The sequence below is a fragment of the Armatimonadota bacterium genome, from assembly GCA_022563855.1.
Taxonomy (GTDB): domain Bacteria; phylum Armatimonadota; class Fimbriimonadia; order Fimbriimonadales; family Fimbriimonadaceae; genus JADFMN01.
On sequence record JADFMN010000004.1, the window covers coordinates 223,034 to 243,383 of the forward strand.

Consider the following 20,350-nt stretch of genomic DNA (forward strand, 5'->3'; position numbering starts at 1 on the left):
CCATGAAAGATCTCGAAGAACTTGCAGTAGCGATTTCGCAAGTGAATATAGCGTCTGATCGGGTCGCTTCGATCATCGGAAGACCCGCCTTGCGTGGGCACATTGGTGAGTTCATCGCTTCCAAGGTGTTCAATATACAGCTTCATGAGTCCGCTGCACATAAGGGCTCAGACGGAGTACTTTTAGACGGTGTGCTCGCAGGAAGCACTGTCAACGTGAAGTTCTATGGCCAACACGATGGCCTGCTTGACATGAGCGAAGATGCGCTCCCTGACGTATTCCTTGTGCTGACTGGTCCCAAAGGGTCCGCCGCTTCAAGCTCTGGACAGGTCAGACCAATCTGTATCGAGCACCTCTTCCTTATACCGGGGACGGAAGCACTGGCCGACGCTAAGTCTCGAAATGTATTGATTGGCGTCACAACGAGCTTTCCAAATGCGTTCTGGGACGAACGCGAGGTCTATCCAATGAGTCGTTCAAAGGAGCTCAACCTCACTCAAGATCAGATACCGTTGCTGAAACTGTTCTCGTTCAAGCCTTCATAGCGGCGTGCGCCACGGTCACGCCCGTATCCCTCCCCCGGCCTGCAGCCTGACACTGGTCGCATGCCTTCGTGGCCGGGGGAGGATAGGAGGGGGCAGGCGATATCTCAGATTTCAAATCTCAGATGTCGGGCTCGAAGTCTGTCGCTTGCTGAAGCTAAGGTCGCACAGGAGGACGACCCTCCATCTCACGAGCGCAAACCTCTAGGTCAATCAGAACGCCTTGCAACTATTGCAAGCAGCACCCCGAATTCGCGCTAAACTACTATCGTTATGCTCACACGGCGCGAACTGTTGATATCTGGCATGGTGACCGCTGCGTTCAGGGACGACACGCTCGACTTGGTGGCGAAGGCGGTTAGCTGGGCCGACAAAGACGCGGTGATCAGCGCGCAGGACGAGGACTTCTGGGCGAAGATTCAGTCGGCGTTTACCCAAGACCGCAACCTGATCAACTTCAACAACGGCGGCGTCTGCCCGTCGCCGCGGATCGTGAACGAGGCGCTCAGGCGACAGATTGAGTACTCCAACCAGGCTCCGGCCTACCATATGTGGAAGCATTTGGAACCGGAGGTAGAGCATGTGCGACTTCGGCTGGCACGGCACTTTGGGTGCGACAAGGACGAGATGGCGATCACACGCAACGCGAGCGAGGCGCTGGAGATATCCCTGCTTGGCATCGACCTCGAACCTGGCGACGAGATATTGACGACAGACCAGGACTACGGCCGGATGATCAACACGATCAAGCAGCGCGAGCGACGAGAGGGCATCAAGCTGGTGCAGGTCAGCTTTCCGACCGTGCCGAACAGCCTGCAAGAGCTGGTCGACGCGATCGAGAGCGGCATCACGAGCCGCACGAAAGTCATTCTGATCTGCCACGTGATCAACCTGACGGGGCAGATTTGGCCGGTGAAGGCGGTCTGTGAGCTGGGGCGCAGTCGCGGAATCCCGGTCATCGTGGACGGCGCACACGCGTTTGCACAGTTCCCGTTCGAGCGCGACGACCTGGGCTGCGAATACTACGGAACGTCGCTGCACAAGTGGCTGATGGCGCCGATCGGCACCGGCTTTCTGTACGTGAAGCGCGACAAGATCAAGGACCTCTGGCCGCTGACGCCTGCGACCGAGGAGCAGGACGACGATATCAGAAAGTTCGAGGAGATCGGCACGCACCCGGCGGCGAACCACAACGCGATCGGCGAGGCGCTGACGTTCCACGAGATGATCGGCGCGGAGCGAAAGGCCGCGCGATTGCGCTATCTGCGCACAAGATGGATCGACAAGATAGCGGAGGAGAAGAACGTCCGGTTCAACACGAACCTATCCGACGAGCACTCGTGCGGGATCACCAACGTCGAGATACTTGGCCTAGATCAGGGAGAGATCGCGGCTTGGCTGCTGAAGGAGTACGGGATTTTCTGCACGACGATCAACCACAAGCAGTACCAAGGCCTACGCATCACGCCGAACGTCTACACCACCCTCAGCGAGATCGACCTGTTCGCCGAGGCGATGCTCAAAGCGTGTCGCGAAGGGATCGGCTAGGGCTAGATCTCCGGCGTTGCGCCGACGACGATGTCGAAGATCACTTCGATCTCGCCCAGCTTGGAGTTCTCAGAAGGCTTGAACGAGCGCAGGACTAGTTCGCGCAGCTCGGGGTCCCGCACGGAGCGGAGAACGCCATCCCGGGCGGTCATACGGTGGTCGCGGTCGATGATCTGGGTCGCGAGCCGCCTGTGCCCTTTGCGATCGACCGCAATGTGGATGTGCGGCGTGCGGTTGGCGTAGGGGACCGGTCGGATCGTGCGGAAGCGGTACTCGCCCTTCGAGTCCGTCTCGAACCGCCCGTACCCCTGGAAGTTCGAGTCGCGGTTCTGGAAATTGCTCGAGGAGGGCACTAAGTAGGCGCCCCGCGAGTCGGTCTGCCAGAGGTGGACTTCTGCGTTCGGGACCGGTTCGCCGTTCTTTGTAAGAACCTTGCCGCGCAGGTTGAGGATTTCTCCGAGCGCGTCTATCGTACTGTCGCCCAGCCTGACGAGGTCGTTGTCCTTGTCGAGCGGCATGTAGCGGTACGGGAAGAACGGCCCTTCGGTGAGGTGGGGTGTGAGCCGCAGTTCGTCTGTCAGCGCCTCGCGCACAAGGGGGTCGTCGAGCATCTCGCCCGCGACGCGGTAGGCCAGCTCCGGATCGGTCAGCAGTTGGGCGGCTACGCTCTTAGCGCCGACGATGCCGGCGCCGAAGAGTGCGACTCGCAGGAGAAACTGCCTGCGGGTGGCTCGGTCTTGCTCAGTCAGGCGGAGCGCCTTCTGGCCGGGCTCATAGGGGAAGTCAGACGGCATAGCGGCCTCTCTTGGCGATACTGGCTGAGACGCCGCGGGGTTCCGGTTGTTCAATACGTTCGCAAGGCGCAGGTAGACTATCGTTTCGAGTTCCCGGCGCGGAAGCTCGATGGTTTAGGATCCAGGCGGCACCGACCAGCAGTTGCCCTCGTGCCGTGGGGCATCGGATGGCCTGGGCGGTTCGTCGCAACTCAATGGGTGCGTGTTGCAGAGCGCACTCAAAGGAAGTGTAACGCCGATGATGCGTGTTGTATTCCTGGTCACTTCGCTTGTCAGCCTCGGGCTGATTCTAGCGCTCGCGTTCAACTACCCGTGGGTGTGGTGGTTCATGCTCCTGGTCGGGCCGTACGTTCTGATCGGAATTCACGACATGGTCCAGCGCGACCATTCGCTGTTGCGCAACTACCCCGTGATCGGCCACGGGCGGTACGTGATGGAACTGGTGCGGCCGGAGATCCAGCAATACTTCGTGGAGTCGAACCTCGACGGCCGGCCGTTCAGCCGCAACGAACGGTCGATCGTCTACCAGCGCGCCAAGGGCGTCATCGACACGATGCCGTTCGGCACCCAGTTCGACACCTATGTGCACGGGTACGAGTGGATGAACCACTCGCTCGACCCGGCGACGCCGCTCCCCGAGGAGCCGCGCGTGATGGTCGGCGAGGGCCGATGCTCCAAGCCTTACGCTTGCAGCCGGTTCAACATCAGCGCGCTGAGCTACGGCTCGCTCTCCCTGCGCGCGATCCAGGCGCTCAACAAGGGCGCGGCCGAGGGCGGGTTCTGCCACAACACAGGCGAGGGCGGGATCAGCCCGCACCACCTGAGCCACGGTGGAGACCTCATTTGGCAGGTAGGCACGGGCTATTTCGGCTGCCGGAGCGCGGACGGCGGTTTCGACGCGGAGAAGTTCAAGGAGAACGCCTCCCGGGAGAGCGTGAAGATGATCGAGATCAAGCTTTCGCAGGGTGCGAAGCCGGCGCACGGCGGCCTCCTGCCAGCGAAGAAGGTGACGCAAGAGATCGCGGATATCCGGGGCGTACCGAAGGGCGAACGCGTCGTCTCGCCGTCGACGCACAGCGAGTTCTCCAACCCGCTAGAGATGCTGGAGTTCATTGAGCACCTGCGCGAGCTGAGCGGCGGCAAGCCTGTGGGCATCAAGATCTGCATCGGCCAGCCCGAGGAGTTCGTCGCGGTCGTCAAGGCGATGCGCGAAACTGGAAAGGTGCCGGACTTCATCACAATCGACGGCAGCGAGGGTGGCACGGGCGCGGCGCCGTTCGAGTTCTCCAACTCGATCGGGATGCCGCTGCGTGACGCGATCGCCTTCGCGAACAACGTGCTGATGGGCGCCGGCGTGCGCGACCAGTTGAAGATCTTCGCCAGCGGCAAGATCATCACCGGGTTCCACATGTTCCGCGTGATGGCGCTCGGTGCGGACGTGTGCCTGTGCGCGCGCGGCATGATGTTCGCGCTCGGCTGCATCCAGGCGAGACGGTGCAACCACAACGACTGCCCGGTCGGAGTCGCAACGACGGACCCGAAGCTCGACAAGGCGATCAACGTCGGCGACAAAGGGCAGCGGGTCGCGAACTACCACGCGAAGACCGTGCACTCGTTCCTTGAGATCCTGGCGGCAGCGGGGCTGACCGCGCCAGAGCAGATCAGGCCGGAGCACATCTTCCGGCGAGTGGACGAGACGCGGTGTCTGCGGTACTCCGAGTTGTACGAGTGGATCGCGCGGGGCGCGCTGGCGGCCGGGAGCGGCCCGCAGACGTGGCAGGCGATGTGGGACTACGCCAAGACCGACCGGTTCTGCCACCCACCCGAGGTCGTGGGGTCTGTGCACTAGCGGTTGGTTTTGTTCGGTTTTGGAGTGCGCGGGCTTGAGCGCGCTTTGCCTTCGAGCAGCTTGAGGCGCCTTCTAGGCGGGTAGTCGCACGGACAGACCCTCCGGGCCTGACCGTGGCACACGATCAATCGAGCGACCAAACCACCCGGCGCGCAGTAAACTGCCCGTCATGCAATCAGGCTTAAGCGGACTCCTGAAGATCGTCGATGCGAAGTCGAGGCGGATCAGCAGCTACGACCGGAGCGGGGGGAACGCGGACTACATCAAGTTCAAGAAGGGCGAGACAGCTGTGCTCGCCGAGATGGACGGCGCGGGGATCGTCAAGCACATCTGGGTCACGATCAGCAGCAAGGACGAGATGGCGCGGCGAAACCTCGTGCTGCGCATGTACTGGGACGGGCAGGAGCACCCGAGCGTCGAGGCGCCGATCGGCGACTTCTTCGGGCAGGGGTGGGGCATGAAGTACAACTTCATCAGCCTGCCGCTCGCAGCCGCGCCGAAGGAGGGGAACGCGCTCGTCTGCTACTTCTCGATGCCGTACGGAAACGGTGCGAAGATCACGGTCGAGAACCAGGGGCCGGAGGACGTCGACGCGTTCTACTACTACATCGACTACGAGGAGCACGCTTCGATCGGCGACGACGTGCCGCGGTTCTGCGCTTGGTACAACCAGGAGCTGACCACTCCCGAGGGCGGCGTCGAGAACGAGTGGGGCATCTTCGGCGACACTCCGAAGAACCCATCGGACGCTGCGAACTATCTGTTCTGCGAGTGCGAGGGGACGGGGCACTACGTCGGCGTGAACTACTACGTCCAGAACCCCGGGCCGGTGTGGTACGGGGAGGGCGACGACATGTTCGTGATCGACGGCGAGTCGTGGCCTTGCTCGTTGCACGGTACCGGGACGGAGGACTACTTCAACCAGTCGTGGTGCCCCGACGAGCATTACTGCCACCCGTATTTCGGGATCGCCTACGCGCCGGGGCGGGGCAACGACGACCCGCGTTTCGGCTGGATCGGGAAGACGCACAACTACCGGTTCCACATCGAGGACCCGGTGCGGTTCCGGTCTTCTTTGAGGGCTTCGATCGAGCACGGCCACGCTAACTGCCTGACTTTGGGTCTGTCTTCTGTGGCGTACTGGTATCAGACGATGCCTTCGAAGGAGTTTCCTGCTCTTCCGTCTGCAGAAAAGCGCAAGCCACTGCAGGAGGTCGGAGTGGTCGAGGTCCACCGGTGGCGCGAGGCCTGGCGGCAGTCGAAGGGCGGCGGCAGCCCGTGGGGCACTGAGAAGTAGGCGTACATGCCCCCTCTCCCAATGCATTGGGAGAGGAGCGGATTCACATTCCCCCTCCCTAACCCTCCCCCTAGGCCTAGGGGGAGGGGACTTAGACGCCGTGTCGCGGGATCCTTCGATCCGCTCAGGACGACGTGCCACCCTCCACTCCGCCTACTCAGGTTGGTCGAACTTCAAAGTAACCGGGTCGAGATCGGGGGCGGTCACGGTAATACTGAACCCGCCTTCGTACATCAAGAACTCGAATTCAGCTCCATCAATTAGTTTCGACTGCCACTTCGCGCCGTCGTCCAGCGAGACAGACCCTGTGGCGATTTCGAACGCTTTTTGGTAAAGCTCGCCGACCATCGCACGCCGAGCTATTAGTCTGTACGGCCCGATAGTAAGCGACGCATCGAACAAGCCGAGATGGTCCATGATTTCGTAAAAACCATAAGGGAACCCCTGAGCCACCCAATCAGTCGGATGCTCGACGAACTTCGTATATTGCTCGTCGTTCTTCACGTAGTCCTCTACTCTCGAACTGAGCTTTTCATAAAAGTCACACGCTGCCTGAATACCCAATATCTCGAACTTTCTCGCCGCACTCGCTGACAATGACGAGCCTTCTATTTTCCCCGCTAGAGAGTGCATGTCTATGTCGTCAATATTTTTTCTGAACTGGTTCCCATTCTTGTTCTCGTCACTCACCATTCGCATTGAATCCAGAAACAGGACGATCTCTTGCTCGTAAAGCGTCTTCAGATCGATCGGCTGGAACAAGGCGTCTAAGACAGACTCTAACTGAGACTTGTGATCTTCTGAGATCGCGTGACTACCGTGACGTATCACCTCAGATGCGATTGTTTTTTGTGTGCCCAGCCAGGCGATTACGGTCGTCAGACTGCGCTCCGACCCTAAAAGAGCGGATATTCGATTTGCAGAGTTCAAGTCGTCGATCGAGCCTGCGACATCGTCGTTAAAGAGCCTATACCGAGCGCGGACGCAAAGGGCGGTTACGGCTTGCTTGCTCGAGCCCAGGTCGGACATCAACATCGCCACGCCTCGCTCCCAGTCTCGGCCAACAACGTACTTCTCTTTCAACATCAGTAGCTGAACTTGTTGATAGATCGGCTCGAACTGCTGGATCGCGACTGCTGCGCCTGCCAAGAACTCGTCTCTGTCACTTATCCTCGAAAACTCCGAAGCGGATGGCCAGTTGTCACTGTTCTCATCGTACAGCCGATCTATCTCGTTGATTTCGACCCAAGCGTTCTCATCGTCGAGGATCGGGCTCTCGTACAGTTGCTTGGTGTAAATGGGGACTCCGAGCGACTCGGCCCGGGCGAGGGCGGTGGCGAGCCTTGTTTTATTGCGTTCTTCTTCTTTGAGGTTGCTGAACGCCCACAACCCGACGACGAGAAGTACCGCCGCCAGGAAACCGCCGATGACCCACTTGCGTGCCCCCATGCTTCGATGATATCAGAAGAAGGTGCGGGGTGTCCCAGGTTTAATGTCCCAAGTTTAATGTCCCAAGTCCCGAGGGGAATTGTGGGCGGCTCGGGAGCTCGGCGGTTCGGGTTGGCTTGGGGCACGCAATTAAGGAGGTCGTTTCCGACAGCTCTTCTCCCGCTCCTGTGGTTTTCGGTAGTTGAGCGCGTCGGTGAGTGGGAGAGGTTAGGTGAGGGCATCGGAGTGCCTTGGACTAAGAGTCCAAAGGCCTGGATGCGGTCCTTCGATCCGCTCAGGATGACGTCGGCGCTCCGACGGAGGGTCGTCCTCCTGGGCGACCTCGGCTTTCGCTGGACGGCTAAGATGGCGTTCGGTCAGTTGCAAGCGCGGTGTCGCAGGAGCGCCACCCTCCGATGCGGCAAGGCAAACCCTCCCATATTCCATAATCCGGCATGGTCAGGTTGATCGCCGTCGTGGGCGCGGGCGACTGCAGCGCGGAGGAGGCGAAGATCGCCGAGGAGGTCGGTCGCTTGCTGGCGGAGGCAGGCTACGGCGTTGTCTCGGGTGGCCTCGGAGGCGTGATGGAGGCCGCGTGCAAGGGGTGCAAGCAGGCCGGAGGGACGACGGTAGGAATCCTTCCCGGAAGCGACCGAAACGAAGCCAATCAGTGGGTAGACATCCGCGTTCCGACCGGAATGGAAGAGGCGAGGAACGCGCTGGTCGCCAAGGCCGGCGAGGCGATGATCGCGGTCGGCGGCGAGTACGGAACGCTGAGCGAGATCGCGTTCGCTCTGAAGCTCGGCAAGACCGTCGTCGGCCTGGGATCGTGGGATCTCGGATCGGATCGGATCGTGCAGGCAAGCAGCGCGGTCGAGGCGGTCAAGACAGCACTGGCCAGCCGGTAGCAACAGCGTGCGCGGTGTCGCAGGAACGCCATCGTCCATGTCGTCTCTGGGAGGGCGAGCGTCCTCGCGAGCCGCGCGGATGCTCACGGGCTATCGCGCCGTTCGCCGGCATCGACAGAGCGACGCCCTCCATTGATTGCGATAGGTGCGCTGGCTATAGCCTGCCGAGCAAACCGGCTCCTTCGATCCTTCTACAAGCTCAGGACAGGCTGAGCTCAGGAGAAGTCGCTGCAGTCGCAAAAACTCGGACAAACCCTCATGGCATGACCGTGGCACACGGGGATCGGTTCGGAGGTTCGGGGGTTCGGTGATTGAGGAGTTGAAATCTGAAATCTAAGATCTGAGAACTGAAAACTGACTATGGCACACGACGCGACGGTCACACCGCCTGATCCAGCGCCGCCATGATGCGGGCTAGTAAACCTGCTGGGAGATCGACGATCGCCAGTTTGCTTCGCACACAGTCCAGGTACTCGCGCTCGGTCGCGAACGCACGCGAGCAGGGGTCGCAGTTTGCAAGATGTTGACCGACAACGACCATCTCTTCAGCGGAGAGCTCGTTATCCAGATAGCTCATCAGTCGAGCCCTGATCTGCTGGCAGTCTGCGATCATTCCGAGAGCAAAAAGGACTGGGCCATACCGATTAGTTCCCGGGAAGAGGGCCGTTAGGCTGCATCAGGGAGTCAAAATAGGTGTGTGCGGATTGTGAATAGTAGGTTATGGACGTACCTGAGGTAGTGGTTTTGGCGATGGGCGGCCTAGCGGTCGCTGGGATCGTCTGGTACTTCTTTCTTGGTGAAAAGACCAAGAGCACGGCGGTGGTCGCCGCAGCAGGCTACCAGGAAGCCACGGTCACGATTAGCGGTGGCTACGACCCGGCGGTCATCGAATTCGAGGCTGGCACTCCGGCTAGGCTTCACTTCTTCCGCGACGAAGATGACTCGTGTTCTGAGCAGGTTTTGATACCTAAATATGGACTTAGCCGATTCTTGCCGCCACACGAGACCACAACGATCGAGTTCGTTCCCGACGAGGTCGGGCGGTTTCCGTTCCACTGCGGCATGAACATGATGCGGGGCGAAATCGTAGTTAGAGGCAGGGACGATGGCTGAGAGCCAGCAGAAGATCAGCCTGCCGGTGACCGGCATGTCTTGCGCGGCGTGCGCCAGTCGGACCGAGAAGAACTTGAGGCGCGCGGCAGGCGTTTCCGACGCGAGCGTCAATTTTGCCACTAAGAACGCGACGGTCTCTTACGATCCGGGTGTGACGAGCACGCAGCAGATCGTAGATGCGATCAGGACGACCGGTTTCGATACCGCCGGAATAAAACAGGGCGAGATCGCAGCGAGCGATGCGGGAGCGGTGGAGGCCGTTCGAGCGATCCCCGGAGTGTTGGCGGCGAGCCAGGCGAACGGCTTCGTGTCGGTCGAATACCTCGGGCCAGTGATCGGCATCGACGAAATCACATCGGTTCTGCAGCGCAAAGGCATTGACGCAACTGCGGACGACGAGGCCGACGACGAAGACTGGGAGCAGAAGGCGAGGGCCGCCGAAATCGCGGACCTCAAGGGCCGTCTTTTGGTCGCGGCGATGTTGGGGATTCCCGTCTTGCTCATCGCGATGTTGCCGCACGTGTTGCCAGAGACGATGCTGCTGCACAACCTCCTCGAGGACGTGGGATTCGACTGGATACAACTCGTGTTCACGCTGCCGATTCTCGTCTACTCGGGCAAGTCGTTCTTCGTGGGGGCTTGGAAGTCGTTCATGCACCGTGCCGCGGACATGAACACGCTCGTGGCGCTCGGCACTGGCGCAGCGTTCGTTTACAGCGCCGCTGCAGTTGTGTTCCCGTATGCGGTCGACCCTATCACCGGGCGAGCACCGGTTTACTTCGAAGCGGCTGCGGTGATCATCGCACTCGTTCTGTTAGGGCGATTGATGGAGGTCAAGGCCAAGTCGCAGACAGGCGAGTCGATCAGAGCGTTGATGGGCCTGCAGGCCGTGACAGCGCGAGTCGTGCGAGACGGTGAGACAAGAGATGTCCCGATCGATCAAGTGCGGCTCAGCGAGTCGGTCATCGTGCGGCCTGGTGAACGGATTGCAGTAGATGGAGTCATCACAGAGGGTACGACGGCAGTCGACGAGTCGATGCTGACCGGCGAGAGCATGCCTGTCAGCAAGGTCGTGGGCGACAGCGTGTTCGGCGCGACGGTCAACGGCACCGGCTCGATCACGGTCGAGGTCACCAAGATCGGTCGCGACACTGCGTTGCAGCGGATCATCAAGCTGGTGCAGGACGCCCAGGGCAGCAAGGCGCCGATCCAGAGGCTTGCGGACGTCATCAGCGGCGTGTTCGTGCCGATCGTGATGATCGTCGCAGTGGTCACGTTTGCCGTATGGTTTGTTTCAGCGCCCACGGACGTCAGGCTCAGCCAGGCGCTCGTCGCCTCAGTTGCAGTGCTGATCATTGCGTGCCCTTGCGCGCTCGGCCTTGCGACGCCGACCGCGATCATGGTCGGGACTGGAAGAGCCGCACGGATGGGCGTGCTCATCAAGGGCGGCGAGAGTTTGGAGACTGCCCAGGGCATCAGCGTCGTTATTCTCGACAAGACCGGCACGATCACGGCGGGCAAGCCGACGTTGACGGCAGTGGTGCCGACAAACCGTTGGAGCGAGGAAGACCTGCTTGCGATGGTCGCGTCCGCCGAAGCAAAGTCGGAGCACCCGCTCGGCCAGGCGATCGTCGACGGCGCGATGGAGCGAGGGATTCAGCTGAAGAACGCTACGGACTTTCAGTCGATTACCGGTCGCGGCTTGAGCGCGATGGTCGATGGTTGCGAAGTCTTGGCCGGAAACAAACTGTTGATGAGCGAGCGCGGCATCGACACGTCGGCGCTCGACGCTCAGATGGCAGAGCTGGCAGGCCGAGCCGAGACGCCGATGCTCGTCGCACTGGCGGGCGAGCTTGCGGGGCTCGTCTCTGTCACGGACCCGATCAAGAAGGGTTCCAAGAGCGCGATCCAAGAATTGAAGGACATGGGCGTGGCCGTCGTGATGATCACGGGCGACAACCAGCGCACTGCCGACGCCGTCGCGCGAGAAGCGGGCATCGACCGCGTGCTCGCCGAGGTGCTGCCAGAGCACAAGGCCCGCGAGGTCAAGAAGCTGCAAGGCGAAGGACGCATTGTGGCGATGGTCGGCGACGGCATCAACGATGCTCCCGCCTTGGCGCAGGCGGACGTCGGCATCGCGATCGGGACGGGCACCGACGTCGCGATGGAGGCCAGCGACATCACCCTGATGCGCAGCGATCTGCACGGCGTCGTTCAGGCGATCCGCCTTTCGCGCGGGACGATGCGCACGATCAAACAGAATCTGTTCTTCGCGTTCTTCTATAACACGCTGGGAATTCCCCTTGCTGCGGGAGTTCTGTATCCGGTGTTCGGAATGCTGCTTTCGCCGATCTTCGCAAGCGCCGCGATGGCGCTGAGCAGCGTGTCGGTCGTGACGAACAGTCTGCGCCTCCGCAAGTCACGGCTGTAGGCCGGTATATTAACGGTCACCATGTTCGCACGCCGTGTGACGTTCTCTCTGGCGCTGTTCTTGGGCCTCTTTGGGCAATGCCTCGCTCAAGGTTTTTCGCTAACGATCTTGCACACGAACGACATGCACGCGCACATGGATGCAACGCGCCTTAACGGCGTCATGTACGGCGGCTATGCGCGCCAGGCGACGTTGGTCAAGCGTATAAGAAGCAAGGTTGGCAATGTATTGCTGCTGAATGGCGGTGATACGTTTCAAGGGACGATCTACTTCAACGCGTACGAGGGCCTGAGTGACCTGGCATTCATGAACTACGTCGGCTACGACGCTATGGCGGCGGGCAACCATGAGTTCGATCGCGGCCCGTCGGTGCTCGCTGCGTTTATCAGATTGATGAACTTTCCGATGCTGGCCGCGAACATAAACATCAGCCGCGACGAGCACCTGCGCGGGCTCATCGGCAAGTCGACGACGATAAAAGTCGGCGGTCAGACGATCGGGATCGTTGGAGCGGTCACTCCGTCTTTGCACGCGATCAGTTCGCCGGGAGAGGACGTCAAAATGCTCGACATCCTCGCTTCGACGCAAGCTGAGATCGATAGGCTGCGCGCGGACGGCATCAACAAGATCGTGATGGTGTCGCACGTCGGCTACAGCTCGGAGGTCTGGCTGGCGCAGCAGCTCAAGGGCATCGACGTGATCGTCGGCGGACACTCCCACACGCTGCTCGGATCGATGGACGGATCGTCCGAGGGCGCGCGCCCGTATCCAACCCGCGTTACGAACGCCGAAGGCGACACGGCGCTGGTCGTACAGGCTTACCAGTGGGGGATGATCTTGGGGCGGCTCAACGTCGAGTTTGACAAGGAGGGCCGAGTCACCAGCTGGAGCGGGGGACCGATCCCGATCACCGAGGATATCCCTGAAGACCCGGTCGCCAAGTCGATGATCGCCGCGTTCACCAAACCGGTCGAGGAGTTGAAGAACCGCATCGTCGGGGAGACGACCGTGACGCTGGATCGCGACGGCCAGTCCGTCAAGGGGTCTGTCATGTCGGAGCTGGTCGCCGACTCACAGTACGAAGCGACCAAGAGCATGGGCGTCGTCGCCGCGTTCATAAACTCCGGCGGTGTGAGAACGGCGCTCGAGCCTGGGGGTATCTCTTACGGCGATGCGATAACCGTTCAGCCGTTCAACAACACGCTGGTCGTGATCGAGCTGACCGGGGCGGAGATCAAGGCGTCGCTCGAGCACGGAGTCGGCAACGGAGCAGGTGGGCACGGCGGCTTCCTCACGCCGTCTACCGGCACGAGCTACACAGTCGACCACTCGCAGCCCCTTGGCCAGCGAATATCCAGAATCATCATTGGCGGCGAAGCGCTCGATCTCAACAAGAGCTACAAGGTTGCGATCAACAACTTCACGGTTGGCGGGGGCGATGCGCACGAAGTGCTGAAGAACGCCAAAGGGCAGCGGTTCGACACAGGCCTGCTCGACATCGACGCACTGGTCGAGTACATCAGAAATCACTCGCCGCTCGACCGCGGACCGGCGAGCCGAGTCACGATCAAGACGAGCGCTGGCGCTGAAACGTGTGGCGATGATCTCGCGTTTCAAGTCCCGATCTCCTGCGCATCTGGCGGAGCCTTGCGCCGGCCAGCATAGCAGCGCGCACAAATGCGTCGACCGCTCCACCGTCGTCTGGTTGCCGTCTGCCTTCGGCGTCAGCGCGAGGACAATCGGCGACTAGTTGGCGACAACCTGGCGACCACCAGACGCCGCTCCTCCCGAAACGGGTAAGACTGTCGGCATGAACAGCGTTCGCCTGTCCACCGTCCTCGCGCTCGTCGCGCTAGCTTGTCTAGCCCTGCCGCAAGAGGAAGCCGCGCCGCGCAAGCGCGGCCTGCTACCCAGCGAGTATGGCCAGTGGGAGAGGCTCGGCCAGACCGACATCTCGCCGAACGGCAGTTGGACGTTCTCTGTGATCAGCAAGGTCGACGGCGACCCGCGCATCGTGATCAAGGCGAGCGACGGCCCCGAGACGTGGACGCTCGACACCGCCAGCCGCGCCGTGTTCAGCGACGATTCGAACTGGCTAGTCTATACGATGGTCGTGCCCAAGGAGGAGGCCGACAAGTTCCGCCAAGAAAAAAAGCCGGTCAAGAACAAGATGGGAGTCCACAACCTGGAGAGCGGCACGGCGCTTGTATTCGACGACGTGCAGCGCTGGCAGATGTTGAAGGACAGCAACCTCGTACTCGTCCACCGTTACGCGGCGGAAGGGAGCGAGGGCGGCGGTGATTTTGAGATATTCAACCTGGAGGACGGCGGTTCGATGCCGTTCGGCAACGTGCGTTCGTTCTTCGCTCACCCCGACGGCGACCTCGTCGCGATCCATACGGTCTCGGCGGCTGGCAACGAGGGTGTGCAAGTGATCAACACGTCTTCCTGGCGGGTTCACACAGTGGCTTGGGCGGACAACCACTTCCGCGACGTAGTGTGGGCCGAAGACACGGACTCGCTCGCGTTCCTCACTGGCAAGGAGCACGATGACAAAGATGGCGACTGGAACATCGTAGTCCTGGCGAGCGGCTTCACGGACGATGAGCCCGATCAGATCCTGTTCGTGCCGGAGCAGATCGAGGGCTTCGCTGATGGTCAGCGCATCTCTGATCTTGCCGGCCTGTTAATCTCTCGCGACGGTTCGTCGGTGGTCTTCGGGACGCAGGAGTGGAAGGACAAGGAGAAGGACAAGCCGAAGCCTGACGAGGTGGCGGGGGTCGAGATCTGGCACACGAACGACCCCATCGTCGTGCCGCGACAGGCGCGCACGGCCGGCCAGGACAGGGCACGCTCGGTCCGCTGGGCCTGGCGACCTGCCGAAGGCGACCCGGTGCGCTTCGCCGACCCGGAGCTCAACCGCGTCAGGATCAGCCCCGACCACGATTTCGCCGTCGCGTTCGACCCTCGGCCACATGCGTCCGCTGTTCAGGTCAACGGGATACAGTACGTCGACGTTGTCGTGATCGACATGGCGACCGGCGGGAGCCGGATAATGCTGGAGAAGAGCGCCGCCAACATGGGCGGGTCGGGCGCCGCGTCGATCTCGCTTTCGCCGGAGGGCCAGTACGCGGCTTTTTTCGACGGCGAAGACTGGTGGATCGAAGACCTCACCTCGGCTGAGAGGAGAAACGTCACCGATCAGTTCGATGCACGGTTCGATCGGCGACTGTACGACGGCACGGCGCCCGTCAATCCTGCAGCATCTTTCCCTGTGTGGTTCGAAGAAGACGCGCGCGTTGTCATCCACAATGACTTCGACGCTTTCTCGATCGATCCAGCAACCGGCGAAGGAAAGCGTCTGACGGATGGCGAATCCGAAGACGTCCGGTATCGCCTGATGGACGTCGGCATGAACGAAGAGGGCCTGACCGTCGGCGATCCGATGTTCTTCAACGTCTTCGACACAGAGACGAAGGGCTCCGGCTTCTGGCGACTCGATGAGGACGGTAGCGCGCAGATGCTCATGTTCCAGGACGCGAGAATGAGCTGGGCGGCGAAGTCCGACGACACCGACCGCGTGCTGTTCAGCATGCAGACGTGGGAGCGGTCGCCAGGGACCTTCCTGACCAACCTCGTCTTCAGCGCGGTGAAACAGATCCAAGAGACCAATCCACAGCAGGAGAAGTACCGCTGGGGCAAGGCCGAACTGGTTCAGTACGAGGCGATCGACCAGGAGTTGCAGGGCGTCCTGATTTACCCTGCGGACTACACGCCCGGCTTGCGCTATCCGATGGTGACGTATATCTATGAGCGCCTCTCCGACGGTCTGCATCGGTATCTCGCACCTGGCAACACCAGCCCGTACGACATGCAGCACTTCAGCCAAGCCGGCTACTTCGTTCTGATGCCCGACATCGCTTATCGAGACAGAAACCCTGGCCTTGGCGCGCTCGAGTGCATCGAGGCGGCGGTGCAGGCGGTGCTCGATAAGAAAGTCGGCGTCCACCCAGACCGCATCGGTCTGACCGGGCACAGCTGGGGCGGATACGAGACGGTGTTCCTCGCGACCCACTCCAAAATGTTCTCCGCCTACGTCGCCGGTGCGCCGCTCACTGAACTGCTGTCGATGTACAACAGCTTCTACTGGAACACCGGCAACTCGAACCAGGTGATCTTCGAGATCTCGCAGGGGCGCATGGGGGTGCCTTGGTGGGAGGACCTCGACACGTACATCGCGAACTCTCCGCTTTTTCACGCGGGCAACATCGACGCGCCGATGCTCGTCGAGGTCGGGACAGTTGACGGCGCGGTCGACTGGCACCAGGGGCAGTACCTCTACCAGACCCTGCGCCGAATGGGCAAGAACATGGTGATGCTGGTCTACGAGGGCGAGAACCACGGCCTGCGACAGCCAGCGAACCGGAAGGACTACGCCAAACGCGCGCGGCACTTCTTCGACGTGTACCTAAAGGGCATCGAGCCGGAGAAGTGGGTCACCGAGGGCGTCCCGTTCATCAAGCTCGGCGAGGAGCTGAAGCCGCCGAAAAAGGACGACGGAGGCACTCAGTGACCGTCTCCTACGCCGATTCAACAATGGCCGTCGCGACCCCGCACGCAGTAACATCGCGACTGGAGAGGTGCTTGCAGGCAATATGACGGAACCTACAAACGATCCAGCGAGCAAGACGACCGCGAAACTTTTCGTCGAGTGCTTGGAAAGCGAGGGTGTGGAGTTCATTTTCGGCATCCCCGGGGAGGAAAACCTCCATGTCATGGACGCGCTGCGAGACAGCCCGATCAAGTTCGTCACGGTGCGCCATGAGCAAGGCGCGGCGTTCATGGCGGACGTCTACGGAAGGCTGACCGGACGCCCAGGAGTGTGCCTTGCGACGCTCGGCCCTGGCGCGACCAACCTCGTCACCGGCTTCGCGGACGCCAACATGGACTACGCTCCGATCGTAGGCATCGCCGGCCAGGGCGCGACGACGCGCAAGCACAAGGAGAGCCACCAGATCCTCGATCTCGTCAAGCTCTTCGAGCCGATCTCGAAGTACAGCGTCGAGATCGTCGAGCCGGAAGTCGTCCCGGAGGTCGTCCGCAAGGCGTTCAAGGACGCCCAGGCCGAAAAGCCGGGCGGCGCGTTCATCAGTCTCCCTGAAAACGTCGCTGGCGCTCCCGCCCCAGAAGGTGCAAGGCCTCTCAAGCGCCAAAGCCCGACAGCGCCCTATCCGTCCCCCGAAAAGGTCGAACAGGCGGCCAAAGTGATCTCCGAGGCGCGTTATCCGATCATCATGGCGGGGAACGGCGTCGTTCGAGGGCGTGCTTCGGACGCCTTGGTGCGGTTCGCCGAGAAACTCAACATCCCTGTGGCGCAGACGTTCATGGCCAAGGGCTGTATCCCGTTCTCGCACCCGTTGAGCCTCGGCACCGTAGGCCTTCAGGCGCACGACGTCGTCGGCTGCGGCTTCGACCGCGCGGACGTCGTTGTCTGCGTCGGGTTCGACATGGTGGAGTACCAGCCCAGCCTTTGGCACGCGAACGCAGACAAGAAGATCGTCCACATCGCCCCGACGTATGCCGAGGTCGACGCCCATTACATCTTGGAGGTCGGTGTCATCGGCGACATCGCGCCGACGCTCGACCAAATCGCGGAGCAAGCAACGCCGAACGACTCATCGAAGGTCGCGACATTGCGCCAGGCGATCGTCGAAGAGCTCGCCGAGTTCGCCGACGACACTGCGTTTCCCATTAAGCCCCAACGCATCATCCATGACACGCGGAAGGCCCTCGGCGACGACGACATCCTGATCTCAGACGTCGGCGCGCACAAGATGTGGGTCGCCAGGCTCTACCACGCCGCGAGGCCCAACACGTGCATCATCTCAAACGGGTTCGCCTCGATGGGTATCGCCCTGCCGGGCGCGCTGGCCGCAAAGTTCGCATTCCCCGACCGCAAGGTGCTCGCCGTCACAGGCGATGCGGGTTTCCTGATGAACTCGCAGGAGATCGAGACGGCGCTACGTCACGACCTGGCGTTCGTCGTGACGGTTTGGAACGACTCGGAGTACGGCCTCATCAAGTGGCACCAGGAACGGCGGTTCGGGCGGTCGGGAGACGTCGATTTTTCCAACCCGGACTTCGTCAAGTACGCCGAGTCTTTCGGAGCAAAGGGGTATCGGGTCGAGACAGCCGATGAGTTGTTCCCGACCCTCGAGCGCGCGTTCCGGGACGAGACCGTCGTGATCGTCGACGTCCCCGTCGACTACAGCGAGAACATGAGACTCACCGAAAAGCTCGGGCAGCTCGTCTGCCCCATCTGATGGAAAAGCACATGCATTACGCAGTCCGAGTGCCGGGCGCCAAGAAGAGCGGGACGTTGGAGGTCGCCTCGCCGTACGACGGCAGCCTCGTCGCGACTGTCGAAACGATCGACGCAAACGGCGCGGAACAGGCGCTCAAGAACGCGGACGCGCTCTTCAGAAACCGGAGAGCGTGGGTTCCCGCGCACGAACGCGCCGCAATTCTGGAGCGCACCGCCGAGTTGATGCAGGAGCGGTCCGAGGACCTCGTCCGAATCGCGGTACAGGAGGGCGGCAAGCCGCTCGTCGACACGCGCATCGAGATGGCGAGGGCGATCGATGGCATCAAGAACTGCGTGCAGTGCATGAGGGCCGTGCACGGCGAAGAAGTCCCCATGCGGCTCAACCCCGCTTCCGCGAACAGGGTCGCGTTCACCCGCAGGGAGCCGATCGGCGTCGTTGTCGCCGTCAGCGCGTTCAACCATCCGATCAACCTCATCGTGCACCAGGTCGGCCCTGCCGTCGCAAGCGGCTGTCCCGTTATCGTCAAACCTGCCCACGAAACGCCTGCCTCGTGTTTCGAGCTTGCGAACATTCTGCAAGAGGCGGGACTGCCGGAAGGCTGGTGCCAGGCGGTCGCGGTCGACGACCACTCGGTCGCGGAAAAGCTTGTGACCGACCCGCGCGTCGCGTTTTTTAGCTTCGTCGGCAGTGCGGCGGTCGGATGGACCCTCAGGTCGAAGCTCGCCCCTGGTACCCGGTGCGCCCTGGAACACGGGGGTGCCGCGCCGGTCATCGTCGCCGCAGACGCCGACCTTGACGATGCGCTTCCGCTCCTGGCAAAGGGCGGCTTCTATCACGCGGGACAGGTCTGCGTCTCGGTCCAGCGCGTGTTCGCACACCGCTCCGTTGCAGACCGTGTCGCAGAGGGCCTTGCAGGCCTCGCCTCCAAGCTTAAGACCGGAGACCCGCTGGAACCGGACACCGATGTCGGGCCGCTCATCAGGCAACGCGAGGTCGAACGTATAGCGCAGTGGGTCGAAGAGGCCGTTTCAGGCGGCGCGACGCTCGCGACCGGTGGCAAGAAGCTCTCGGACTCCCTCTATGCGCCGACCGTCTTGGTCGAACCGCCCGAGGACGCTTCGGTCAGTCAGAAGGAGATCTTCGGGCCGGTCGTGTGCGTCTACCCGTACGACGAGATCGAAGACGCGATCGCGCGTGCCAACGCACTGCCGTTCGCGTTCCAGGCGTCGGTGATGTGCAAAGACATCGACGTGGCCATGCGCGCCTACAATGGCCTGGCGGCGTCGGCCGTGATGGTGAACGACCACACGGCGTTCAGAGTCGACTGGATGCCGTTCGCGGGCCTGCGGCAGTCAGGGTACGGAACCGGAGGCATCCCCTACACCTACCGCGACATGCAGATTGAAAAACTGTTGGTCGTCAGGTCGAAGTCGCTGTAGCGCAGATCTCAGGCGACGACGCCATCACGAATCAAGTCGGAGCTGGACGGCGTTCCAGCCCCGACACTTATTCACAGCGGCCATGCATCGCACGCCGGACTTTGGATCTGCCCTACAGGCTTAATTGTCTTTCTTGGGCCGCGGGTCCTTCAGGGTCACGCTGACTTTCTTCGCAGCGTCGACGATGCTGGCCAGCATCGTCTTGCCCTTCTTGTCGAACGTGATTCTGAGGTTGCCGTCTTTGTCAAGGTTGCTAACCTTCGTGACGCCCTTGAGCTTCAAGATCGCCTCACGGGCGTTCTTGATGGCGCCCTTGCTGCCGGTCGCGTGGAGAACGAGGGTCGCGTCGAAGTTCGGACCGGACTCCCTCACGGTGCCGATCAACTCTTGCAGCGACACTTTTTTCGAGTCGAACTTGAGGCGCGCCAACTTTGTTTCGATGCTTACATTGAGGTCAAGGATCGGCTTGATCGTAGCGATGCCAGACTGCACCGCGCTCGAGCACCCGCCTCAGGTCATGCCCGTCACAGCGAGCGTGACCGGTTGCAGCTTCAGTTCGGCGTTCGTGGCCGACCAGGCCGTGGCCACGGTCAGCGCGGCCAATGCGGTTACGATTGTTCTTGTCTTCATTATGTTATCCAGTCTACATTCGTAACGGTCTGTAACGCGCGACAG

General features: G+C 61.5%; 15 protein-coding genes. 11 read left to right on the top strand and 4 right to left on the bottom strand.

The window, feature by feature from the left end; genetic code table 11:
* The first annotated feature begins 2 nt into the window (after positions 1–2).
* Together IH944_07045 and IH944_07050 are read left to right on the top strand one after the other, a co-directional pair.
* Entirely contained in the window at positions 3–545 is a 543-nt protein-coding gene (locus tag IH944_07045; GenBank protein MCH7904309.1) for a hypothetical protein, read from the top strand.
* A 270-nt stretch (positions 546–815) separates the two neighbouring features.
* The gene (locus tag IH944_07050; protein ID MCH7904310.1) at positions 816–2,090 is read left to right on the top strand and encodes an aminotransferase class V-fold PLP-dependent enzyme; all 1,275 of its coding nucleotides are present in this window, start codon (positions 816–818) and stop codon (positions 2,088–2,090) included.
* Between the two features lie 2 nt (positions 2,091–2,092).
* Here IH944_07050 and IH944_07055 read toward each other — a convergent pair whose 3' ends face one another.
* A complete protein-coding gene (locus tag IH944_07055) occupies positions 2,093–2,884 on the bottom strand; it encodes an intradiol ring-cleavage dioxygenase (protein ID MCH7904311.1) in 792 nt (263 codons plus the stop codon).
* A gap of 241 nt (positions 2,885–3,125) precedes the next feature.
* On the opposite strand from IH944_07055, the gene IH944_07060 reads away from it, so the two are divergent.
* On the top strand, positions 3,126–4,733 hold the full coding sequence (locus IH944_07060; protein ID MCH7904312.1) for an FMN-binding glutamate synthase family protein: 1,608 nt from the start codon (positions 3,126–3,128) through the stop codon (positions 4,731–4,733).
* A 169-nt stretch (positions 4,734–4,902) separates the two neighbouring features.
* Complete coding sequence (locus tag IH944_07065) at positions 4,903–6,030, top strand: DUF2961 domain-containing protein (GenBank protein MCH7904313.1); 1,128 nt, start codon at positions 4,903–4,905, stop codon at positions 6,028–6,030.
* 153 nt (positions 6,031–6,183) lie between these two features.
* Here IH944_07065 and IH944_07070 read toward each other — a convergent pair whose 3' ends face one another.
* Positions 6,184–7,479 carry a hypothetical protein gene (locus tag IH944_07070; GenBank protein ID MCH7904314.1) on the bottom strand — a complete coding sequence of 432 codons (1,296 nt, stop codon included), beginning with the start codon at positions 7,477–7,479 and terminating at the stop codon, positions 6,184–6,186.
* A 434-nt stretch (positions 7,480–7,913) separates the two neighbouring features.
* Between IH944_07070 and IH944_07075 the strand changes: the two genes are divergently transcribed.
* Positions 7,914–8,366 carry a TIGR00725 family protein gene (locus tag IH944_07075; GenBank protein ID MCH7904315.1) on the top strand — a complete coding sequence of 151 codons (453 nt, stop codon included), beginning with the start codon at positions 7,914–7,916 and terminating at the stop codon, positions 8,364–8,366.
* A gap of 379 nt (positions 8,367–8,745) precedes the next feature.
* On the opposite strand, the gene IH944_07080 is transcribed toward IH944_07075, so the two are convergent.
* Positions 8,746–8,979 carry a zf-HC2 domain-containing protein gene (locus IH944_07080; GenBank protein ID MCH7904316.1) on the bottom strand — a complete coding sequence of 78 codons (234 nt, stop codon included), beginning with the start codon at positions 8,977–8,979 and terminating at the stop codon, positions 8,746–8,748.
* A gap of 107 nt (positions 8,980–9,086) precedes the next feature.
* Here IH944_07080 and IH944_07085 point away from each other — a divergent pair, with 107 nt between their 5' ends.
* The 6 genes from IH944_07085 (at position 9,087) to IH944_07110 (ending at position 19,675) form a co-directional block, all read left to right on the top strand.
* On the top strand, positions 9,087–9,479 hold the full coding sequence (locus IH944_07085; protein ID MCH7904317.1) for a cupredoxin domain-containing protein: 393 nt from the start codon (positions 9,087–9,089) through the stop codon (positions 9,477–9,479).
* Positions 9,472–11,910 (top strand): copper-translocating P-type ATPase, encoded by a 2,439-nt coding sequence (locus IH944_07090; protein MCH7904318.1) that lies wholly within the window; start codon positions 9,472–9,474, stop codon positions 11,908–11,910. The genes IH944_07085 and IH944_07090 overlap by 8 nt, the downstream gene beginning before the upstream one ends.
* Positions 11,911–11,931: 21 nt before the next feature.
* Positions 11,932–13,575 (top strand): 5'-nucleotidase C-terminal domain-containing protein, encoded by a 1,644-nt coding sequence (locus IH944_07095; GenBank protein MCH7904319.1) that lies wholly within the window; start codon positions 11,932–11,934, stop codon positions 13,573–13,575.
* 145 nt (positions 13,576–13,720) lie between these two features.
* Positions 13,721–16,483: a S9 family peptidase gene (locus tag IH944_07100; GenBank protein ID MCH7904320.1), complete on the top strand. Its 2,763-nt coding sequence runs from the start codon at positions 13,721–13,723 to the stop codon at positions 16,481–16,483.
* A gap of 82 nt (positions 16,484–16,565) precedes the next feature.
* On the top strand, positions 16,566–18,233 hold the full coding sequence (locus IH944_07105; protein ID MCH7904321.1) for an acetolactate synthase large subunit: 1,668 nt from the start codon (positions 16,566–16,568) through the stop codon (positions 18,231–18,233).
* Between the two features lie 11 nt (positions 18,234–18,244).
* Positions 18,245–19,675 (top strand): aldehyde dehydrogenase family protein, encoded by a 1,431-nt coding sequence (locus IH944_07110; protein ID MCH7904322.1) that lies wholly within the window; start codon positions 18,245–18,247, stop codon positions 19,673–19,675.
* A 120-nt stretch (positions 19,676–19,795) separates the two neighbouring features.
* Here IH944_07110 and IH944_07115 read toward each other — a convergent pair whose 3' ends face one another.
* On the bottom strand, positions 19,796–20,167 hold the full coding sequence (locus IH944_07115; protein ID MCH7904323.1) for a hypothetical protein: 372 nt from the start codon (positions 20,165–20,167) through the stop codon (positions 19,796–19,798).
* Between the last annotated feature and the right edge of the window lie 183 nt (positions 20,168–20,350).